The 17,217-nt window shown below is 69.8% G+C and carries 17 protein-coding genes; 9 read left to right on the top strand and 8 right to left on the bottom strand.

Annotated elements, in window-relative coordinates; all coding sequences use genetic code 11:
* Window positions 1–29: 29 nt before the first annotated feature.
* From HPO96_RS28415 to HPO96_RS28400, 4 genes are all read left to right on the top strand, one after another.
* A complete protein-coding gene (locus HPO96_RS28415) occupies window positions 30–443 on the top strand; it encodes a histidine phosphatase family protein (RefSeq protein WP_171677433.1) in 414 nt (137 codons plus the stop codon).
* 174 nt (window positions 444–617) lie between these two features.
* Entirely contained in the window at window positions 618–2,105 is a 1,488-nt protein-coding gene (locus HPO96_RS28410) for an FAD-binding oxidoreductase (protein WP_171677432.1), read from the top strand.
* 110 nt (window positions 2,106–2,215) lie between these two features.
* Window positions 2,216–3,196 carry a serine hydrolase domain-containing protein gene (locus HPO96_RS28405; protein WP_171677431.1) on the top strand — a complete coding sequence of 327 codons (981 nt, stop codon included), beginning with the start codon at window positions 2,216–2,218 and terminating at the stop codon, window positions 3,194–3,196.
* A gap of 80 nt (window positions 3,197–3,276) precedes the next feature.
* Window positions 3,277–4,005, top strand: coding sequence for a class I SAM-dependent methyltransferase (locus tag HPO96_RS28400; RefSeq protein ID WP_337796853.1), 729 nt, complete (start codon window positions 3,277–3,279; stop codon window positions 4,003–4,005).
* 33 nt (window positions 4,006–4,038) lie between these two features.
* Here HPO96_RS28400 and msrA read toward each other — a convergent pair whose 3' ends face one another.
* Window positions 4,039–4,683: a peptide-methionine (S)-S-oxide reductase MsrA gene (gene msrA / locus HPO96_RS28395; protein WP_171677430.1), complete on the bottom strand. Its 645-nt coding sequence runs from the start codon at window positions 4,681–4,683 to the stop codon at window positions 4,039–4,041.
* A gap of 88 nt (window positions 4,684–4,771) precedes the next feature.
* On the bottom strand, window positions 4,772–6,214 hold the full coding sequence (yczR, locus tag HPO96_RS28390; protein WP_171677429.1) for a MocR-like transcription factor YczR: 1,443 nt from the start codon (window positions 6,212–6,214) through the stop codon (window positions 4,772–4,774).
* 62 nt (window positions 6,215–6,276) lie between these two features.
* Between yczR and yczE the strand changes: the two genes are divergently transcribed.
* Window positions 6,277–6,972, top strand: coding sequence for a membrane protein YczE (gene yczE, locus HPO96_RS28385; RefSeq protein WP_171677428.1), 696 nt, complete (start codon window positions 6,277–6,279; stop codon window positions 6,970–6,972).
* Here the strand turns inward: yczE and HPO96_RS28380 are convergent.
* Entirely contained in the window at window positions 6,911–9,079 is a 2,169-nt protein-coding gene (locus HPO96_RS28380; protein WP_171677427.1) for an MMPL family transporter, read from the bottom strand. The two genes, yczE and HPO96_RS28380, sit on opposite strands and share 62 nt — an antisense overlap.
* Before the next feature lie 92 nt (window positions 9,080–9,171).
* On the opposite strand from HPO96_RS28380, the gene HPO96_RS28375 reads away from it, so the two are divergent.
* Window positions 9,172–9,750: a TetR family transcriptional regulator gene (locus HPO96_RS28375; protein WP_171677426.1), complete on the top strand. Its 579-nt coding sequence runs from the start codon at window positions 9,172–9,174 to the stop codon at window positions 9,748–9,750.
* Between the two features lie 16 nt (window positions 9,751–9,766).
* On the opposite strand, the gene HPO96_RS28370 is transcribed toward HPO96_RS28375, so the two are convergent.
* The 4 genes from HPO96_RS28370 to HPO96_RS28355 all read right to left on the bottom strand — a co-directional run bounded on the left by HPO96_RS28370 (window position 9,767) and on the right by HPO96_RS28355 (window position 12,680).
* A complete protein-coding gene (locus tag HPO96_RS28370; protein ID WP_171677425.1) occupies window positions 9,767–10,099 on the bottom strand; it encodes an ArsR/SmtB family transcription factor in 333 nt (110 codons plus the stop codon).
* Window positions 10,089–10,523, bottom strand: coding sequence for an SRPBCC domain-containing protein (locus HPO96_RS28365; protein ID WP_171677424.1), 435 nt, complete (start codon window positions 10,521–10,523; stop codon window positions 10,089–10,091). The genes HPO96_RS28370 and HPO96_RS28365 overlap by 11 nt, the downstream gene beginning before the upstream one ends.
* Before the next feature lie 79 nt (window positions 10,524–10,602).
* Entirely contained in the window at window positions 10,603–12,090 is a 1,488-nt protein-coding gene (locus tag HPO96_RS28360) for a hypothetical protein (protein ID WP_171677423.1), read from the bottom strand.
* Between the two features lie 8 nt (window positions 12,091–12,098).
* A complete protein-coding gene (locus HPO96_RS28355) occupies window positions 12,099–12,680 on the bottom strand; it encodes a hypothetical protein (protein ID WP_171677422.1) in 582 nt (193 codons plus the stop codon).
* A gap of 177 nt (window positions 12,681–12,857) precedes the next feature.
* Between HPO96_RS28355 and HPO96_RS28350 the strand changes: the two genes are divergently transcribed.
* The 3 genes from HPO96_RS28350 to HPO96_RS28340 are packed head-to-tail and all read left to right on the top strand — an operon-like array spanning window position 12,858 to window position 16,623.
* Window positions 12,858–14,012, top strand: coding sequence for a cystathionine gamma-synthase (locus HPO96_RS28350; RefSeq protein WP_171677421.1), 1,155 nt, complete (start codon window positions 12,858–12,860; stop codon window positions 14,010–14,012).
* A gap of 3 nt (window positions 14,013–14,015) precedes the next feature.
* Window positions 14,016–15,380, top strand: coding sequence for a glutamate mutase L (locus HPO96_RS28345; protein WP_171677420.1), 1,365 nt, complete (start codon window positions 14,016–14,018; stop codon window positions 15,378–15,380).
* Window positions 15,381–15,411: 31 nt separating this feature from the next.
* Window positions 15,412–16,623, top strand: coding sequence for an AI-2E family transporter (locus HPO96_RS28340; RefSeq protein WP_238355621.1), 1,212 nt, complete (start codon window positions 15,412–15,414; stop codon window positions 16,621–16,623).
* On the opposite strand, the gene HPO96_RS28335 is transcribed toward HPO96_RS28340, so the two are convergent.
* Window positions 16,620–17,204, bottom strand: a complete 585-nt coding sequence (locus HPO96_RS28335) for a hypothetical protein (protein WP_171677418.1) — start codon at window positions 17,202–17,204, stop codon at window positions 16,620–16,622. The genes HPO96_RS28340 and HPO96_RS28335 overlap by 4 nt on opposite strands.
* Window positions 17,205–17,217 lie beyond the last annotated feature (13 nt).

The raw sequence follows: 17,217 nt of genomic DNA, 5'->3' as shown, positions 1-17,217 counted from the left end.
CAACCCCCACCCATCGGCGTCCACCCCACATGCCTGCAGACCGCTACCTCTACGTCGCCCGCCACGCCGAAGCCACCCCCGACGAAACCCGCCTCACACCCCGCGGCCGCGCCCAGGCAACAGCCCTCGGCCGCCGCCTCCGCGACATCCCCTTCACCGCCATCCACCACGGCCCGCTCCCCAGAGCCACCGAAACCGCCCACCTCGTCGCCGAGCAGCTGACGCACCCCGTCGTCCCGCACCCCGCCCCCGAGGCCGGCGACTACCTCCCCTATGTCCCCACCGACATCCCACCCCACCTGGCCGACTTCCTGGCCCAGTTCACCCCCGAAGAGCACACCCAAGGCCCCCACCTAGCCACCCAAGCCCTCACCCTCATCCACTACACCTCAACCACCACCAACCTCCTCCTCCACAACAACACCCAGCACCTGGACGACTGAGCGTGAGGGCGAGAGCTTGCTGTGTGACTTGTGTCTCAGGGGGTGGGGGGAAATAGCGGAATGCCGGGGTGGGTTGGTAAGCGCTTCCCGGGACTGGTCGCGTTGGGGTGAATTCGGACAGTAGCCTCTGGGTAGCCGCACTCCCCGCCCCGAGTACGACTCTGGAGGATCGTCATGACCGCTCACGCTGGGTTCAGCAGACGTAGGTTCCTTGCCGCTGGTGCGGCTGTCGCGGGTGCGACAGCGCTCGGTGGGACGCTGGTGCCGCGCGCGATTGCGCGTAGTGCCGCGGAAATCGACTATGCGGGGTTGAAGGCCGCAATGGCCGGCAAACTGCTCCGCCCGGGGGACTCCGGGTACAGCGAGGCCGCCCGGACGTGGAACCTCGCGCTGCCGTCGCGACAGCCCGCAGCGATCGCGCAGGTCGCCAACCAAGCAGATGTCATCCAGTGCATCCAGCGGGCCGCTGGCCGCGGTGTTCCGTTCGCTGCACGGTCGGGTGGGCACAGCTACGCCGGCTACTCGACTCCGGACTCCGGTGTCGTAGTGGACGTGGCTGCGCTGAAACACGTTTCCGTCCGTTCCGACAACACCGTCGCGATCGGAGCCGGTGCGAAGCTGATCGACGTGTACGCCGGTCTGGCCGCGAGCAACCGCGCGCTACCGGGCGGCACCTGTTCGACCGTGGGCATCGCCGGTCTGACGCTCGGCGGCGGCATCGGCGTACTGACGCGGCCGTACGGGCTGACGTGTGACCTGCTCAAGTCTGCAACGATCGTGACGGCGGACGGCGTCGTCCACACCGTCGATGCACAGCGGGACGCCGACCTGTACTGGGCGCTCCGTGGCGGCGGCGGTGGGCATGCGGGCATCGTGACCGAGTTCGTGTTCAGCACCGTCCCCGCACCGAGCCCGACGACGTTCGAAATCGCGTTCTCGGCCAGCCGGACGGCGAACGTCCTGTCGGCCTGGACGTCGTGGCAGAACTCGGCCCCGGACGGTCTGACCACGACACTGTCCGTCGGCGCCGGATCGTCGCCCAGTAACGACATCACCGGTACGTGGCTCGGTTCGAGCAGCGAGCTCGATAGCCACCTCAACGCGCTGGTGTCCGCAGTCGGCGCGTCGCCCTCCAAGCGGACGACGAAGAAGCGCACCTACCTGGACACCATGCAGCACTTCGCCGGCTGCGCAGGCAAACCCATCAACGCCTGCTACCTGAACACAGAGCCCGGCGGCACGATCCCCCGCGAGACCTTCCGCGCCGGCTCGCGCATGCTGGCCGCCACGCTCAGCAAGTCCAAGGCCGACCAGATCGTCGAGATCATGCGCGGACAGCGCGACATGGTCCTCCTCTTCGACGCGCTCGGCGGCAAGGTCAAAACGCTCAGCACCACCGACACGGCGTACCCGCACCGTTCCGCCGTCGCCTCCGTCCAGATCTACACCTGGAACGGCGGCAACAGTTCTGGCGTCACCTCCGTCCAGAACTCACTCAGCTCCGTAGCCGGCTCCGGCTCCTACGTGAACTACATCCACCCCCAGCAAACCAACTGGGGCACCGCCTTCTGGGGTGGCAACCTCTCCCGCCTCAAGTCGACCGTCCGCTCCTTCGACCCCAACAACGCCTTCGACTTCCCCCAGTCCGTCCTCCGCTCGTAACCCCCTGGCCGCAGCCCACTCGGGAACCCCTGTCCCGAGTGGGCTGCGCGATCGGACAGTGTTGGCGGAATTGAGTACTGCGGCGCGCGGGCGCGGGCTACTGTGCGGCGATGGGGTACGAGGAGATCGAGACGGTCGCGGCGGAGACCGGATTCTCGGGTGTGGTGTCGATCGACCGGGCTGGGGAGGTCGAGTTCGCGCGGGCGTACGGGCTGGCCAACCGGGCGTACCAGGTGCCGAACACGGTGGACACCAGGTTCGGGATCGCCAGCGGCAGCAAGGGTTTCACCGCCCTCGCCGTCCTGTCTCTCGTGCAGGACGGGCTGCTGGAGCTGAGTACTACTGCGCGTTCGCTGCTCGGCAAGGACCTCCCGTTGATCGCGGACGACGTCACCGTCGAACACCTGCTCACCCACACGTCCGGCATCGGCGACTACCTCGACGAGGATGCCGATGGTGAGATCACCGACTACGTCGTCGGCGCCGTCCATGAACTGACGACCACAGAGGCGTTCCTGCCGCTGCTCGACGGCCACCCGACCAAGTTCCGCGCCGGCGAGCGGTTCACCTACTGCAACGGCGGCTTCGTCGTCCTCGCTCTACTCGCCGAACGAGCGTCCGGCACCGGCTATCACGAGCTCGTCCGCGAACGCGTCCTCCGCCCAGCCGGCCTGACCCGCACCGACTTCCTCCGCTCAGACGAGCTCCCCGCCGACGCAGCCGTCGGCTACCTCCCCATGGACGGCGTCGACCGCACCAACGTCTTCCACCTCCCCGTCCTCGCCACCGGCGACGGCGGCCTCCACACCACCGCCGCCGACATCTCCGCCTTCTGGCGCGCCCTCTTCGCCGGCGACATCATCACCGCCGTCGCAGACGCCGTCCGCCCGCGCCACGACGTCCCCGAAGAGTCCCTCCGCTACGCCCTCGGCTTCTGGCTCCACCCCACCACCGACACTATCCTCCTCACCGGCTACGACGCCGGCGCCTCCTTCAAAACCCTCCACAACCCGCAAACCGCCACCACCCACACCGTCCTCTCCAACACCTCCCCAGGCGCCTGGCCCATCGCCCGAACCTTCCCCACCTGAGCTCAGAAAATGGCAGGCGGTGCGGTGGGGGAGGTGTGAGGATGCTGGGCATGGTTGAGCGGGCGTTGAGTTTTGGGACTGTGGCTGAGACTTATGAGCGCTTTCGGCCGGGGTATCCGGCGGGGCTGTTCGAGGTGGTGCGGTCTTACGCGGGCGAAGCGATCGGGACTGCGCTCGAGGTGGGCGCCGGGACGGGGAAGGCCACCCGGGTGTTTGCGGGGGCTGGAGTTGCGGTGACGGCGTCCGAGCCGGATGCGGCGATGCTGGGCGAGCTGCGGAAGCATCTGCCGGCGGACGTCGTGACAGTGCAGGCCGCGTTCGAGGAGCTGCCGTTGGAGACGGCGTACGACCTGGTGTATTCGGCGGCAGCGCTGCACTGGACGAAGCCGGAGGGCCGCTGGGAGCGGATGGCCGCGCTGGTCCGCCCGGGCGGCGTGTTCGCGTCGTTCGGCGCGCCCATCCAGCTGGCCGACCCGGCCCTCCGCGAGGCCGCCCGCGCAGCGCGCGCACCGTACTTGGCGGACGACGGCGTCCCCTCACCGGACGGGACGTCGGCCGACCTACCGATGCAGTGGCCAGGCACGGAGCTCGAACAGTCCGAGTGGTTCACCGACGTCCGGCAAGAGATCGTCGAACACCGCCTGACAATGAGCTCCGACGACTACATCGGCCACCTGTCCACAGTCTCGGCGTACGTCCTACTGACCGAAGCCGACCGCAACGAAGCCTTCCGGCTCGTACGAGCCGTCCTCCCCGACACAGTCGAGCTCGACGCCCAGATCCACGTCCACCTCGCCCGGCGGGTATGAGTTCGGGCGGGCGCTGAGCGCCCGCCCGGAGAGTCAGGCGCCGGCTGGGAAGGGGACGCCGGTGTTGCTGTGGCAGCGGTAGCCGTGGGGGTTTTTGTGGAGGTACTGCTGGTGGTAGGGCTCGGCGTAGTAGAAGGTGGTGGCGGGGGCGATTTCGGTGGTGATGTCGCCGTAGCCGCGGGGTTTGATGACGGGGGCGTAGAGGTCGCGGGTGCGTTCGGCCTCGGCGCGCTGGGCGTCGGTGGTGTAGTAGATGGCGGAGCGGTACTGGGAGCCCAGGTCGTTGCCCTGGCGCATGCCCTGGGTCGGGTCGTGGGTCTCCCAGAAGACCTTCAGGAGGTTGGTGAAGGTGGTCTTGGTGGGGTCGTAGACCACGCGGACCGCCTCGGTGTGGCCGGTGCCGCCGGAGCAGACCTCTTCGTACGACGGGTTCGGGCTGTAGCCGCCGGCGTACCCGACGGCGGTGGTGTAGACCCCGGGCTGCTGCCAGAAGATCTCCTCGGTGCCCCAGAAGCAGCCGGTGCCGAACCAGACCTCCTCGAAGCCCTCCGGCGCCGCAGCGGTCTGTGGGGTGCCCAGGACGATGTTGTCGGCGGGTACGGCGTAGCCGGGGGTCGGGCGGCCGGGCAGTGCGGCCTCGGGCTCGACGAGGGTGGACTTGCGGCTGAAGAACGACATTCTCACGCCTTTCGCAGTGCGGCTTACATAGTGTCTCAACACCCGCCCACAGGCGAACCTTCCCCGGCATCCTTACGGGGCGATGACGTCAGGCGATCATCGCGGGGGTGAATCTGGGGGTGCCGGGGGTGGTGGTGAGGGAGTTGTAGGAGGCGGCTAGGCGGTGGACGCCGTCGCGGAGTGTGTCGGGGTCGAGGGTGTAGGGGAGGCGGATGAAGGACTCCAGGCCGCCGTCGGGGGAGAAGCGGGAGCCGGCGACCAGCAGGACGCCGTTGCGCTGGGCGACGCCGACGAGGCTGGAGCCGATGGGCTCGGGCAGCTCGCACCAGAGCGACAGACCGCCGGAGGGGAGGCGGAAACGCCAGGTGGGCAGTTCGGCGGTGACTGCGGCGGCCAGGGCGTCCCGGCGGCGTGTGAGCTCGGCTCGGCGTTCTGGGAGCAGAGTGGCGCGGGAGCGGAGCAGGTCGGCGACGACGAGCTGATCGAGGACGGGGGCACCCAGGTCGAGTGAGGCGCGCGCATCCAGCACCCGCGCCACCAGAGCCGACGGGACGCGCATCCAGCCGATCCGCAGCCCACCCCAGTACGACTTGCTCACCGAGCCGACCGTGATGACGCCGTCCGGGTGGTACGACGCGAACGGCGGCGGCATCTCCTGGCCGTCGAGCCACAGCTCGCCCAGCGTCTCGTCGATGATCGCCGTCGTGCGGCTGCGGGCGAACGCGATCGCGAGCCGCTGCCGATCCGCCGCCGTAAGTAACCAACCGGTTGGATTCTGGAAGTCGACCACCATCCAGGCCGCCCGCGGCGCCGTCTGCCGGATGGTTGCCTCCAGCAACGGGAGGTCCCAGCCGTCCGGGCTCATCGGCGCGGCGACCACGCGGCACCCGCTGCGCCGGATCGCATCCACCGAGTTCGGGTGCGTCGGGCTCTCGGTCAGCACCCGGTCGCCGATCTGCGTGAACGCCCGAATCGCGATCGACGTCGCCGCCAGCGCCCCCGCGGTGACGATGATCTGATCCGGGGACGTCGGCAGCCCGCGTTCGGCGTACGTCGCCGCGATCTCGGCCCGCAGTTCCGGCAGCCCCTGCGGGTGATACCCCGGTGTGGCCAAGTGCGCCGGCAGCTGAGCCGCAGCGGCCGCGACCGCCGTGCTGATCCCCGGGACGGCGGCCGGCGCCGCGCAGGTGAAGTCGAACAGCCCCTCGGTGTCGATCCCCGGCGCGTGATGCCGCCCGAGCTCCGGCCCGACCTTGGTCGGCAGTGCGGTCACACTGCCCGACCCGCGCCGGCTGACCAGGTACCCGCTGTCCCGCAACTCCCGGTACGCCGATGCCACGGTCGTCCGGCTGACGCCGAGGGCGTCCGTCAGTTCGCGCTCACTCGGCAGCCGCGCGCCGGGCATGATCCGCCCGTCCGCGATCAGCAGCCGGAGCCGCTCGGCCAGAGCCCGGTACGCCGGGCCGGAGTCGCCGGACCAGCTCCCGAGCAGGCCGACGACCGAGCGGGCGGGAAGTTGCTGCGCGTTCATGCAGTCCACTATTGCGCAATTGGCTATCGATCACCAGGCCAGTTGACACGCAAACTGAAGAAGTGACCGCCACTTCGCCAGCCCCGCCGCGCCAGCTCGCCGCCCTGAACCCGATCCAGCAGCTCAAAGCAGGCCACCTGCCGCGACGCCTCGTCCAGCTGTACGTCGGTCTGGTCCTGTACGGCGCCTCGATGGGCCTGATGATCCAGGGCAACCTCGGCCTCGACCCGTGGGACGTCTTGCACTCCGGCATCATCAAGCACGTCCCGCTGAGCTTCGGCACGGTTGTGATCGTGATGAGCTTCGTCGTCCTGCTGGCCTGGATCCCGCTGCGCCAGTGGCCCGGGCTGGGCACGATCAGCAACGCCGTCGTGATCGGCCTGGCCACGGACCTCACCCTCGCGACGGTCGACCGGCCGGACGCGCTCTGGCTGAAGATCGTCTTCATGCTCGCCGGAGTCGTGGTCAACGCGCTGGCCGGCGCCCTCTACATCGGCGCCCAGTTCGGCCCGGGCCCCCGTGATGGGCTGATGACCGGCCTGGTTCGGCGTACCGGTCTGAGTGTCCGGCTGGTCCGGACGTCGATCGAGATCGCGGTGGTCGCGATCGGTTTCCTGCTCGGCGGGGTGGTCGGAGTGGGCACGGCCGTCTACGCCTTGACGATCGGCCCACTCCTGCACCTCTTGTTACCGCTGTTCACCGTCCAGCTGAGGACCCCTCCAACTGACGCTCCTCGGCCGGCGCCGCGCGGGTCTTGAGTTTGCGCGGCCACCAGGCCCACTTGCCGAGCAATGCGGTCACGCTCGGCACCAGGAAGATCGACATCACGAACGCCGAGATCACGATCCCGGCCGCGACCGAGAAGCCCATCTCGGTGAGCAGCGCCATCCCGGCCAGCATCAGCGAGGAGAACGTCCCGGCCAGGATCAGCCCGGCCGCGGCCACCGACGGCCCGCCGTGCTCGATCGCGAGATCGGCGGCCGTCCGCGGATCGGTGCCCACCTCGGCCTCCTCCCGCAACCGCGCGATCATCAGGATGTTGTAGTCGGTGCCGATGGCAACGACGAACAGGTAGAGCATGATCGGCAGCGAGAACGACACACCTGGATGCCCGACCGCGCCCTGGAAGACGAAGACCGTTGCGCCGATCGAGCTGAAGAAGCTCAGGACGACGGCCAGCATCAGGATCACCGGCGCGACCAGCGACCGGAGCAGCAGTGCGAGGATGATCGCGATCAGGCCGCCCGCGACCGGGAAGATCACCTTCAGGTCGCGGTCGTTCGCATCGCGGATGTCGGTGTAGGCCGACGTCACCCCGCCGAGCAGCGTCGTCGTCCCGGCCGGCGCCTCGGCGTGCGAGACGTCGCGCAGCTTTCCGTCGACCAGATCGAGGGACTCCGCGGCGTACGGCGCTCCGTTCAGTACGACGTTGATCTGGGCAACGGTCTTGTCCGGGCCGAGCAGGGCGAGGCCGCCCTTGGCGTCCGCCGGGAGGACCGCGCCGACTCCCTCCACCTTCGCGAGCTGCCCGGCGTACGACGTGAGTTCGGTCGGGTCGAGCGGCGTACCGTCCGTGCTCTTGACGTAGACCGTGGTCGGGTTCAGCGCGCCGGCCGGGAAGCCGGCCTGCAGATCCTTGACGGCCCGGGACGACTCGGTGCCCGCCGGGAGCTGGCTGAACGCGTCGTAGTCCACCTTCATGCCGGTCGCGCCGAGGGCGAGGATGACCATCACGCCGCCGGAAGCGAGGGCGACCAGCGCCGGACGCCGGGCCGTGAACCGGCCGAGCCGCTTGAACGTCGTCCCCTTCGGCGTCTGCTGCCAGGACTTCGACGGCCAGAAGACCTTCGGGCCGAGCAGCGAGACGACGGCCGGGATCAGGGTGATCGCGGCGAACGCCATCACGACGACGGCGATCGCGAGGCCCGGGCCGAGGCTCTTGAAACCGCCGAAGACGGCGAGCAGGAGCGCGCTGAAGGCGACGACGATCGCTCCTGCGGCCGAGACGATGACCTCGCTGACTCGGGCGGTTGCCTTCGCCAGTGCCGCCTTCGGCTCCTCGCCGGCGCGTAGCAGCTCGCGGTAGCGGAACAGCAGGAACAGGATGTAGTCGGTGCCTACGCCGTACAGGACGACGGTCAGGATGGTCTGCAGGTCTTGGGTGACTTGCAGGCCGGAGGCCTTGGCGACCAGTGCGATCAGGCCGGGGGCGATCGCCGAGACAAGGCCGACGGTGATGACTGGGAGCAGCGCCGCGACCGGACTGCGGTAGATCAGCAGCAGCAGACCGATGATCAGCACGATGGTCGCGATGCCGACGACGACGAGCGCGTTGTCGAACGCGTCCATGTTGTCGAGCATCAGGGCCGCGTCGCCGGTGACGCCGTGATCGAGGCCGGTGCCGTCGAGGGCCGGGCCGGTGACGTCGCGGACCTTCTGAACGGCGTCCAGTACGGCTTGGTCCTCGGCGGTGCCCTTGAGGCCGACGCTGACGATCTGGACCTGCTTGTTCGGCGAGAGTGCCTGCGGGCCGGTGACGGCCGCGGTGACCCGGTCGATCTTCGCCGCGGTCAGCTTGGCGGCCAGGTCGGTGATCTTGGCCTGGTCGGCGGCGGTCAGCTCACCGCCGGAGCCGCGTTTGACCACGATGCTCGCGGTCGCGTCGTTGGTCTGGCCGAACGTGTCGGCGGCGAGTTTCTGCGCCTGGACGGACTCGTACTTGTCCGGCAGCAGGCTCGTTTGGTCCTTGCTGGTGACATCGGCGAGGGTCGGCGCGAAGGCCAGGACGGCGATCGCCGCGACCACCCACGCGGCAATCACCTTCCACGGGTTGTGGACGACGTATCGCCCGAGCTTGGTGAACACCTCGGAACCCCTCCATGAGATCTTTCTACCTGCCGGTCGGTTGGTAGACTACCTGCCGCACGGTAGGTGAACAACAATGAGAAGGTGGTGACGTGCAGCACGAGACCACTCCCCGCGACACCAAGGCGGCCATCCACCGCGCGGCGCTCGAGCTCTTCTCCGGTCAGGGCTACGAGAAGACGAGCCTGCGGGAGATCGCCGAACAGGTCGGGATCACCAAGGCCTCGCTCTACTACCACTACTCCTCGAAACAGGAGCTGCTCCGCGCCATCATCGGCACCTTCATCGAGGACGTCCGCTCGGTGATGGCGGGTAGCGACGAGCTCGAATGGTCACCCGAATCCCAGCGTGAGCTCCTCGGCGGCTACGCCGACGTGATCATCAAGCACCGCACCACCGGCCCCACCCTCACCCGCGACATCGGCGCCGTCATCGCCGCCCTCGACGAGGACCTCGGCGACCTGATCGCCACCAGCCGCCGCTTCCAGCTCTGGCTCGCCGGCCCCAACCCCACCCTCGCCGACCGCCTCCGCGCCGCCGCCGCCATCGAGTGCCTGGGCGCCGCCCTCTCCATCACCCCCGACGACGACGTCCCCGAATCCGAAATCCGCAACACCCTCCTGGAAGCCGCCCTAGCCGTCCTGGCCAGCCGCACCCCACCCACCAACTGACCCCGCTCGGCCGACTTCAGTCGGTCAGGTGGGTTTTGAGGGCTGTTAGGCGGGTGTCCCAGTCGTGGGCCAGGGCGGCCAGGAATTGTTGGGCTAGCTGGATGGGGGCGGGGTTGAGGTGGTAGCGGATTCGGCGGCGTTCGGCGGGGGTGGGGGTGAGGAGGCCGGCGTCGGTGAGGAGGGTCAGGTGTTTGGCGATGGCTTGGCGCGTGATGGGGAGGCGGTCGGCGAGGTCGGTGGCGGTGGTGGGGCCGCCGGTGGCGAGGTCGGCGAGGATGGCGCGTCGGGAGGGGTCGGCGAGGGCGGTGAAGACCTGCTCGGCGATCGCCTCGGCGGGGTCAGGCTGCATTGAGGTATTCGACCAGTTCGCCGAGTTCGAGGCGCCAGCCTTCGGTGTTTCCGTCGTAGGCCTTGGTGTAGGCGTCGTCGGCGGTGACCTGGGCGAAGCCGGTCTCGACGACGGTCAGGCGGGTGCCGGCGGCGGTCGGTTCGAGGGTGAACTCGACGTAGGTACGCCGGGGGTCGTCGGCGGGCAGGCCGTAGATGTGCCAGGTGTAGCCGAAGACCTTGGGCTCTTCGATGCGCTCGATCCGGAGCTCGGCCTTGTCGCCGCTGGTCCAGGTGAGCTCGGCGGTGCCGCCGGTGCGCAGGTCGACGGTGGCCTGGTTGCCGAACCAGGTGCCGAGACCCTCGGCGGTGGTCAGCGCGGCCCAGACCTTCGCGGGCGGCTGGTTGAGCTCGACGGTGCGCTCGATGCGATCGGGGAATCCCATGACAACCTCCAGATATATAGCAACCGGTCAGTTGCAATAAATGTATTGCAACTGAACGGTTGCGTCAAGCGTGGGGTGGTCAGCTGCGTCCGTCGGGGCCCTTGGTGTTGCGGTTGGCGCTCTGTCCGGTGCTGTGCTGGTTCTTGTTCGGGTCGGACTGGGCGGTCTTCTTCGCCTCGGCCGTCGTCGCGCCCTTGGGCGGCGCGACACCGCTCAGGGCCGAGTCGTAGCTGTGGAGCGCACTGTCGCCGTGCTGGCCCGGGCTCTGCGGCAGCTGCTCACCCGCGGCCTGGAACGTCGGCGCCCCGGCCGCCGGACGCTGTGGCTGCCCCGGCTGCGTAGTCGGCTGATTGCCCGCCGACTGGAACACCGCCTGCTGCGACCCCCGCGGCGACTGCTGCGCCGCCGGCACCCGCCCACCCTCCTGCTGAGGCTGCTGCCCCTCCGCCCGAAAAACCGGCTGCGGTACGCCGGGCTGCGCCGTCCCCGACTCCTGTACGCCGGGCTGTGTCGCCTCCGGCTGTTGTGCGCCGGGCTGCGCCGCGGGCGACTCCTGCTGCCCACCGAGCTGCTGCTGTGCGGTGGCTTGCTGCCCGGTCGGTACGGCGTTCCACTCGGCAGTCTTGTTCGGATCAGCCACCTCAGGCTGCTGAACCCCAGGAGCCGCGGCCGCCGGCTGCTGCACCGCCGCCTGCTGAACAGCAGGCTGTTGCACCGCCGGCTGAGCCGCAGGCTGCTGGACGGTCGGCTGAACGGCGGGCTGCTGCACCGCCGGCTGCTGGACCGTGGGCTGTTGAGCCTCAGGGCCGGCAGCGGCCTGCTCCGGGCCCTGCACCGCTTGCTGCTGCTCGGCTGCCTCCAGCCGGGCGACCTCTGCCTCCAGCTGACCGATCTGCGCCCGCAACTGCTGAATCTCCGCCCGCAACGCGTCCAGCCGCTGCTGGCTCTCCACCTGCGGCGCCTGCTGTGGGCTGATCTCCGGGGCCGCTTCGGCGAAGCGATCCGCCTGCTCGGCCGACACCCCGGGGCTGACCTCGAAACGGTCCGATCCGGTGGCCGCCCCGATGAAGTTGTTCTTCGCCAGGTAGGCCAGATCCCCGCGCGACATCCGCGAGTGCCCGATCTGGGAGCGGACGACGGGATCCATCGTCTTCACGTCCTTGGCCGCCTGCGCGTACGCCGCCTTGAGCATCTTCGTCCCGCGGCGGTAGTCCCGCCATCCCGACGCGGCCTCCGTGAGCCTGCCGACGAGCGAGGTCGGCTCCTGCGACGGCCCCTGGTACTGACCTTGAGCGGTGTAGGCGAGCGTGCGGAGATCGGCCCGGTCGTTCTGGTCGTGGACGCCGGTGAGAGCCCGCTGCGCCATCGCCGTCAGGTGGGCGGATGTCAGTCCGGAGGCGCCGATCTCCTCGCGGAGGCGGGGACTCATCCGGTCGACGTCCTTGCGCGCCAGCTGGTAGGCGGCCTTCATGGATTTCGTGCCCTGCCGAACAGTGCGCTTGAACTCGCGACGGATGCCCCGGGCCTCACGGCGGCTCAAGCGGCCTTCCGGTGTCGTCTGGCTCATCGGGTCTCCTAGTCGAGGTACATCGCGTAGCTGACGCCGACGGACGTCGTCAGCGGGTCCTTCTGGGGTTTGATGCTGTACAGCCGCAGCTCGGCGCCCGGGCGGACCCAGACGGCCAGCTGCCGGTAGTCGGCCGCCGCGCCGGGCGCCCACTCGTCGGCGAAGCCGGGGCTGCTGTCGTCGCCGATGTAGTCGGGCGGGCCGAAGTACCGCGTGGTGAGGGCGAGGTGATCGGGCCAGTGCGCATCCAGGCCTGCCGCGGCAGCCTCCAGGTCGTCGGGGCCGATGTCGTACGCCGACCAGCCGCTGTCCGGGCAGTCGGCGAACACGAGCCCGTCGAACACGATCATCGTCGTACCGCGCGGGGTCACGAACCCCCAGGAGACCATCTCGGGATCGATCGTCTCGCCCGCCTGCAGCGGCCAGGGCTGCCAGGTCGACTGCGCCATTACCCGATGGACGAGCGCCCGCACGACCTCGGGCCCGGAGTCGTCGCCGTCCGGCCCGGCCAGGGCGGACCAGTCCTGGATCTCGGCGAGATCCGCCAGCGCCAGATCGTCCTGATCGAGCGGCCTGTCCTGCGTCTTCATCCCGTTCGCCCTCCTGCGCTCCATCCACTACCCACAGCGACCCTAGGCGGCCCCGGGGGTCGCTCGCCAGGGGGTTGGACGGATCTGTGGACAACTCGGATCCCACCACTTCGGGTGACCGTCTCAGCGCCGAGGAGCGAGTTCGGCGGGCGGCAGACCAGGCCGTACGCTGGTCCGGTGAACACCGAACACCACTACGGCTTCGAGACGCTCGCGATCCACGCCGGGAACGAGCCCGACCCGACGACCGGCTCGGTCGTCCCGCCGATCTACGCGACCAGCACCTACAAGCAGGACGGCGTCGGCGGCCTCCGCAACGGGTACGAGTACTCCCGCTCGGCGAACCCGACCCGGACGGCGCTCGAGGAGTGTCTGGCCGCGATCGAGGCGGGCAGTCGCGGTTTCGCGTTCGCCAGTGGCCTCGCCGCCGAGGACACGCTGATCCGGTCGCTGTGCGTCCCCGATGACCACGTGGTCTTCCCCGACGACGCGTACGGCGGCACGTTCCGGCTGTTCTCCAAGGTGCTCGGCGCCTGGGGCGTCGAGATGACGCCGGCCGCGGTCACCGACCCGGAGGCGATCCGGGCCGCGATCCGCCCCGGCAAGACGAAGGTCGTCTGGCTGGAGACCCCGACCAACCCGCTGCTGAACGTCGCCGACATCGCGCTCGTTGCCCAGGTCGCGCACTCGGCCGGCGCGCTGCTCGTCGTCGACAACACGTTCGCCTCGCCCTACCTGCAGCAGCCGCTGGAGCTCGGCGCCGACGTCGTCGTGCACTCGACGACCAAGTACATGGGCGGCCACTCCGACGTCGTCGGCGGCGCGCTGATCGTGCGGGACGCCGGCCTGGCCGAGAAGATCGCCTTCCACCAGAACGCGATCGGCGCCGTCGCCGGGCCGTTCGACTCCTGGCTGGTGCTGCGCGGGATCAAGACGCTCGGCGTCCGGATGGACCGGCACAGCGACAACGCCGAGAAGGTCGTCGAGTTCCTGCAGCGGCACAAGTCGGTCAGCCAGGTGCTCTACCCGGGCGTCGACGGCCACCCCGGCCACGAGACGGCCGCCAAGCAGATGAAGCGGTACGGCGGCATCGTGTCGTTCCGCGTCAGCGGCGGCGAGGCCCAGGCGATCGACATCTGCAACCGGGCCGAGGTCTTCACACTCGGCGAGTCCCTCGGCGGCGTCGAGTCGCTGATCGAGCACCCGGGCAAGATGACCCACGCCTCGGTCGCCGGGACGCCGCTCGAGGTGCCCGCGGACCTGATCCGGCTGAGCGTCGGCATCGAAACCGTCGAGGACCTGCTGGAGGACCTCGACCGCGCCATGTCCTGATCCATGAGCCTGGTGGTGGCGGTCGACTTCGGGTCGACCTTTACCAAGGCGGTCGCGGTGGACTCGGCGTCGGGCGCGTTGGTGGCCCGGGCCGAGTCCCCGACGACGGTCGGAACCGATGTCATGGACGGCTGGCGGGCTTGCCGGGCCGCTCTGCTCGAGGTCGACCGGGGTGTCGAGACCGCCGAGGTGCTCGCCTGTTCGAGCGCGGGCGGCGGGCTGCGGATCGGTGTCGTCGGCAACGAAGAGCTGGTGACGGCCGAGGCGGGCAAGCGGGTCGCGCTGTCGAGTGGCGGCCGGGTGGTCGCGGTCGTCAGCGGCGGCTTGACCCGGTCGTCGCTCCAGGAGTTGCGGAAGGACCGGCCCGACGTCCTGCTGCTCGTCGGAGGGACGGACGGCGGCAACTCGGCCGTTCTGCTGCAGGCCGCGCGGACGCTGGCCACCTACAAATGGCGGCGGCCGGTCGTTGTCGCGGGCAACGTCGAGGCCCAGCCGGAGGTGGCGGCGATCCTCGGCGACGTCCCGCATGTACTTGCGGCGAACGTCGTCCCCGAGATCGGGGTGTTCGCCCCGGGCGGCGCGCGGGCTGCCATCCGGGAGATGTTCCTCGCGCACGTGATCGGCGGCAAAGGTCTGTCGCGGGATCCGGCGTTCGCGCGGATGGTGCGCGCCGCGACGCCGGATGTCGTACTGCGCGGGGTCGAGGTGCTCGCCGGGCTGCACGGCGATGTGGCCGTGGTCGACATCGGCGGTGCGACCACCGACGTCCACTCGGTGATCGAGCTCGATCCCGAGGACGCCAACCTGGGCCGCGAGGTGGTCGCCACCCATCCCGTCACCCGTACGGTCGAAGGCGATCTGGGGATGCGCTGGAGCGCCGCCCCAGTGGTTGCCGCCGGCATCGAATCCGGCTTGCTGCCGGACGACGACGTACTCCGGGTCGCAGCCGCTCGCCGGCACCAGGAGCCGGCGTACCTCCCCGATTCAGCGCGTGAGACGCAGTTCGACGAAGCCCTCGCGAGCGTGGCGGCCACGGTCGCCCTGCGGCGGCACGCGGGCCGGCAGCGGATCGTGTTCGGCCCGGGCGGCCGGGTGATCGAGCGCTCCGGGAAGGATCTGCGCGAGGTCGACCTGCTCGTCGGCTCCGGCGGCGTCCTGCGGCACAACGGCCCGGACGTCGCCGCCCGGATCCTCGGCTCGGTCGCGACCAACGCCCAGGCCGAGGGCTGGCTCGTCCCCGAGCACGCGCAGATCTGCGTCGATCAGGACTACGTCCTCGCTGCCGTCGGTCTGCTCGCCGATGCGAATCCGGCCGCGGCACAGGGGCTGGCCGCGCACATTCATGGAACCGTCGGAGCCGGGCACTAGGCTCGGGAGCAGACGTTCTTGGGGAGGTTGGATGAGCGACGACAAGAGTCCGGTCGCGGACAACGACGTGGTCGAGGAGACGGCCGATTCGGTGCCGCCGGACGACCACTTGCTCGTGACGTCGAGCCGGGGGCGCGTCGACACCGGGGTGACGCCGGGGATGCAGATCGCGAGCGCGTGGTCGTGGCGGTTCCTGGTGATCGTGGCCGCCGTGCTGGCGATCGCGTACGGCATGCGATATCTGTCCGAGGTCGTCGTCCCGGTGACCGTCGGCGTGCTGCTCACGGCGCTGCTGGTGCCGGTCACCAACGGCTTGCAGAAGCTGCGCGTGCCGCGCGGGCCGGCGGCCGGGATCACGGTGATCGCGACGCTCGTGCTCGTGGCGGGCCTGCTCACACTCGTCGGCACGCAGATCGCCGGCCAGTTCGAGAGCTTGTCGACCCAGGTCGGTGAAGGTGTCCAGCAACTGCGTGAGATGGCCCGGCTGAACTTCGGCCTGACCGACACCGACATCACCAATCTCTTCAAACAGATCCAGGACACGATCACCTCCGGGGGCGCGCTCGGCCAGCGGGCCGCCGAGGTCGGCACGACCGCGACCCACGTCTTCGCCGGCCTGTTCATCGCGCTGTTCTGCCTGTTCTTCTTCCTCTACCAGGGCGATCAGATCTGGGCCTGGCTGGTCCGGCTCTTCCCGCGGCAGGCGCGCGAGAAGGCCGATTCCTCCGGCCGCAAGGCCTGGGTCTCGCTGACCGCCTTCGTCCGCGCCACGATCATCGTGGCCGCCGTCGACGCCGTCGGCATCTCCCTCGGCGCCGCCATCCTCGGCCTGCCCCTGGTCAGCGCGATCGGCATCCTGGTCTTCGTCGGCGCCTTCATCCCGGTCGTCGGCGCCCTGGTCAGCGGTATCGTCGCCGTCCTGGTCGCCCTCGTCGCCAAGGGCCCGATCGTCGCGATCATCATGCTCGCCGTCGTCATCGGCGTTCAGCAGCTGGAGGCCCACGTCCTCCAGCCCTTCCTCCTCGGCCGCGCCGTCAGCGTCCACCCGCTGGCCGTCATCCTCGCCATCGCCACCGGCGTCGTCGTCGCCGGCATCGTCGGCGCCCTGGTCGCCGTCCCCACCGCCGCCGTCCTCAACACCATCGTCAACCACCTGGCCGGCAACGACGTAGACCCCGAACCACCCCGCCGCCCCCTCCCCAGACGAAAACCCCAGCCCACCGAGCCGGAGCCCACGCCTTAGCGCCGCTCAGCTTCCGCGCTCGCCCTTGTCCGGGCCTGGTACGGCGACTGCCGGTGGCTCCCGCCGCCGGCCGCGCCGAACCGCTCCTGGTTGGGTAGTGCTTGGCCGCCCTGGACCAGGCCCATGGACTTGTCGATGTCCGGATTCTCCGCCCGGGTGCGCAGTTCGTCGGCCCAGCCGGTCATTCGATCCTTCAAGCCTGCCGTCTCCTCGGGGCCGAGGCCGTACTTCGCGTACTCGCGATCCGGGATCTGCCGGGCCGAATCCAGCAATTCGACGAACGTGGGCCGATCCATCGGGGCGGCCTCCCGCGCATCGGCCAGCCGATCTCCAGGCGCACATGGGTCGGGTGCTGACGGGTGATCCGCGTGTCGTAGCCCTGCTCCTGCAACGCCGTTCGCAGCTGCTCCGCGGCGGCGCCGAAGTCCTCGTTCATCCGGGTTGGTGAACAGGTCGACGTCGTCCGAGGGCCGAGCGCCGATCCCGTGCGCTGTCAGCGCGTTGCCAACGGCCAGGGCGAAGCCGCGGTCGCGGAGCGCAGACAGCGCGATCCGGGTCGGCTCCTGGTGGTTCGGGTTCATCCCTTGGCGCCGA

It is taken from the genome of Kribbella sandramycini (assembly GCF_013131805.1).
Lineage (GTDB): Bacteria > Actinomycetota > Actinomycetes > Propionibacteriales > Kribbellaceae > Kribbella > Kribbella sandramycini.
The sequence above is the reverse complement of the archived record's forward strand: the minus strand, read 5'-3'. Positions and strand labels throughout refer to the sequence as shown.

Excerpts from the sequence above, each read along its gene's own strand:
- HPO96_RS28415 (WP_171677433.1), top strand. The coding sequence starts at position 30 with ATGCCTGCAGACCGCTACCTCTACGTCGCCCGCCACGCCGAAGCCACC.
- HPO96_RS28410 (WP_171677432.1), top strand. The coding sequence starts at position 618 with ATGACCGCTCACGCTGGGTTCAGCAGACGTAGGTTCCTTGCCGCTGGT.
- HPO96_RS28405 (WP_171677431.1), top strand. The coding sequence starts at position 2,216 with ATGGGGTACGAGGAGATCGAGACGGTCGCGGCGGAGACCGGATTCTCG.
- msrA (WP_171677430.1), bottom strand. The coding sequence starts at position 4,683 with ATGTCGTTCTTCAGCCGCAAGTCCACCCTCGTCGAGCCCGAGGCCGCA.
- yczR (WP_171677429.1), bottom strand. The coding sequence starts at position 6,214 with ATGAACGCGCAGCAACTTCCCGCCCGCTCGGTCGTCGGCCTGCTCGGG.
- HPO96_RS28370 (WP_171677425.1), bottom strand. The coding sequence starts at position 10,099 with ATGCAGCCTGACCCCGCCGAGGCGATCGCCGAGCAGGTCTTCACCGCC.
- HPO96_RS28365 (WP_171677424.1), bottom strand. The coding sequence starts at position 10,523 with ATGGGATTCCCCGATCGCATCGAGCGCACCGTCGAGCTCAACCAGCCG.
- HPO96_RS28360 (WP_171677423.1), bottom strand. The coding sequence starts at position 12,090 with ATGAGCCAGACGACACCGGAAGGCCGCTTGAGCCGCCGTGAGGCCCGG.
- HPO96_RS28355 (WP_171677422.1), bottom strand. The coding sequence starts at position 12,680 with ATGAAGACGCAGGACAGGCCGCTCGATCAGGACGATCTGGCGCTGGCG.
- HPO96_RS28345 (WP_171677420.1), top strand. The coding sequence starts at position 14,016 with ATGAGCCTGGTGGTGGCGGTCGACTTCGGGTCGACCTTTACCAAGGCG.
- HPO96_RS28340 (WP_238355621.1), top strand. The coding sequence starts at position 15,412 with ATGAGCGACGACAAGAGTCCGGTCGCGGACAACGACGTGGTCGAGGAG.
- HPO96_RS28335 (WP_171677418.1), bottom strand. The coding sequence starts at position 17,204 with ATGAACCCGAACCACCAGGAGCCGACCCGGATCGCGCTGTCTGCGCTC.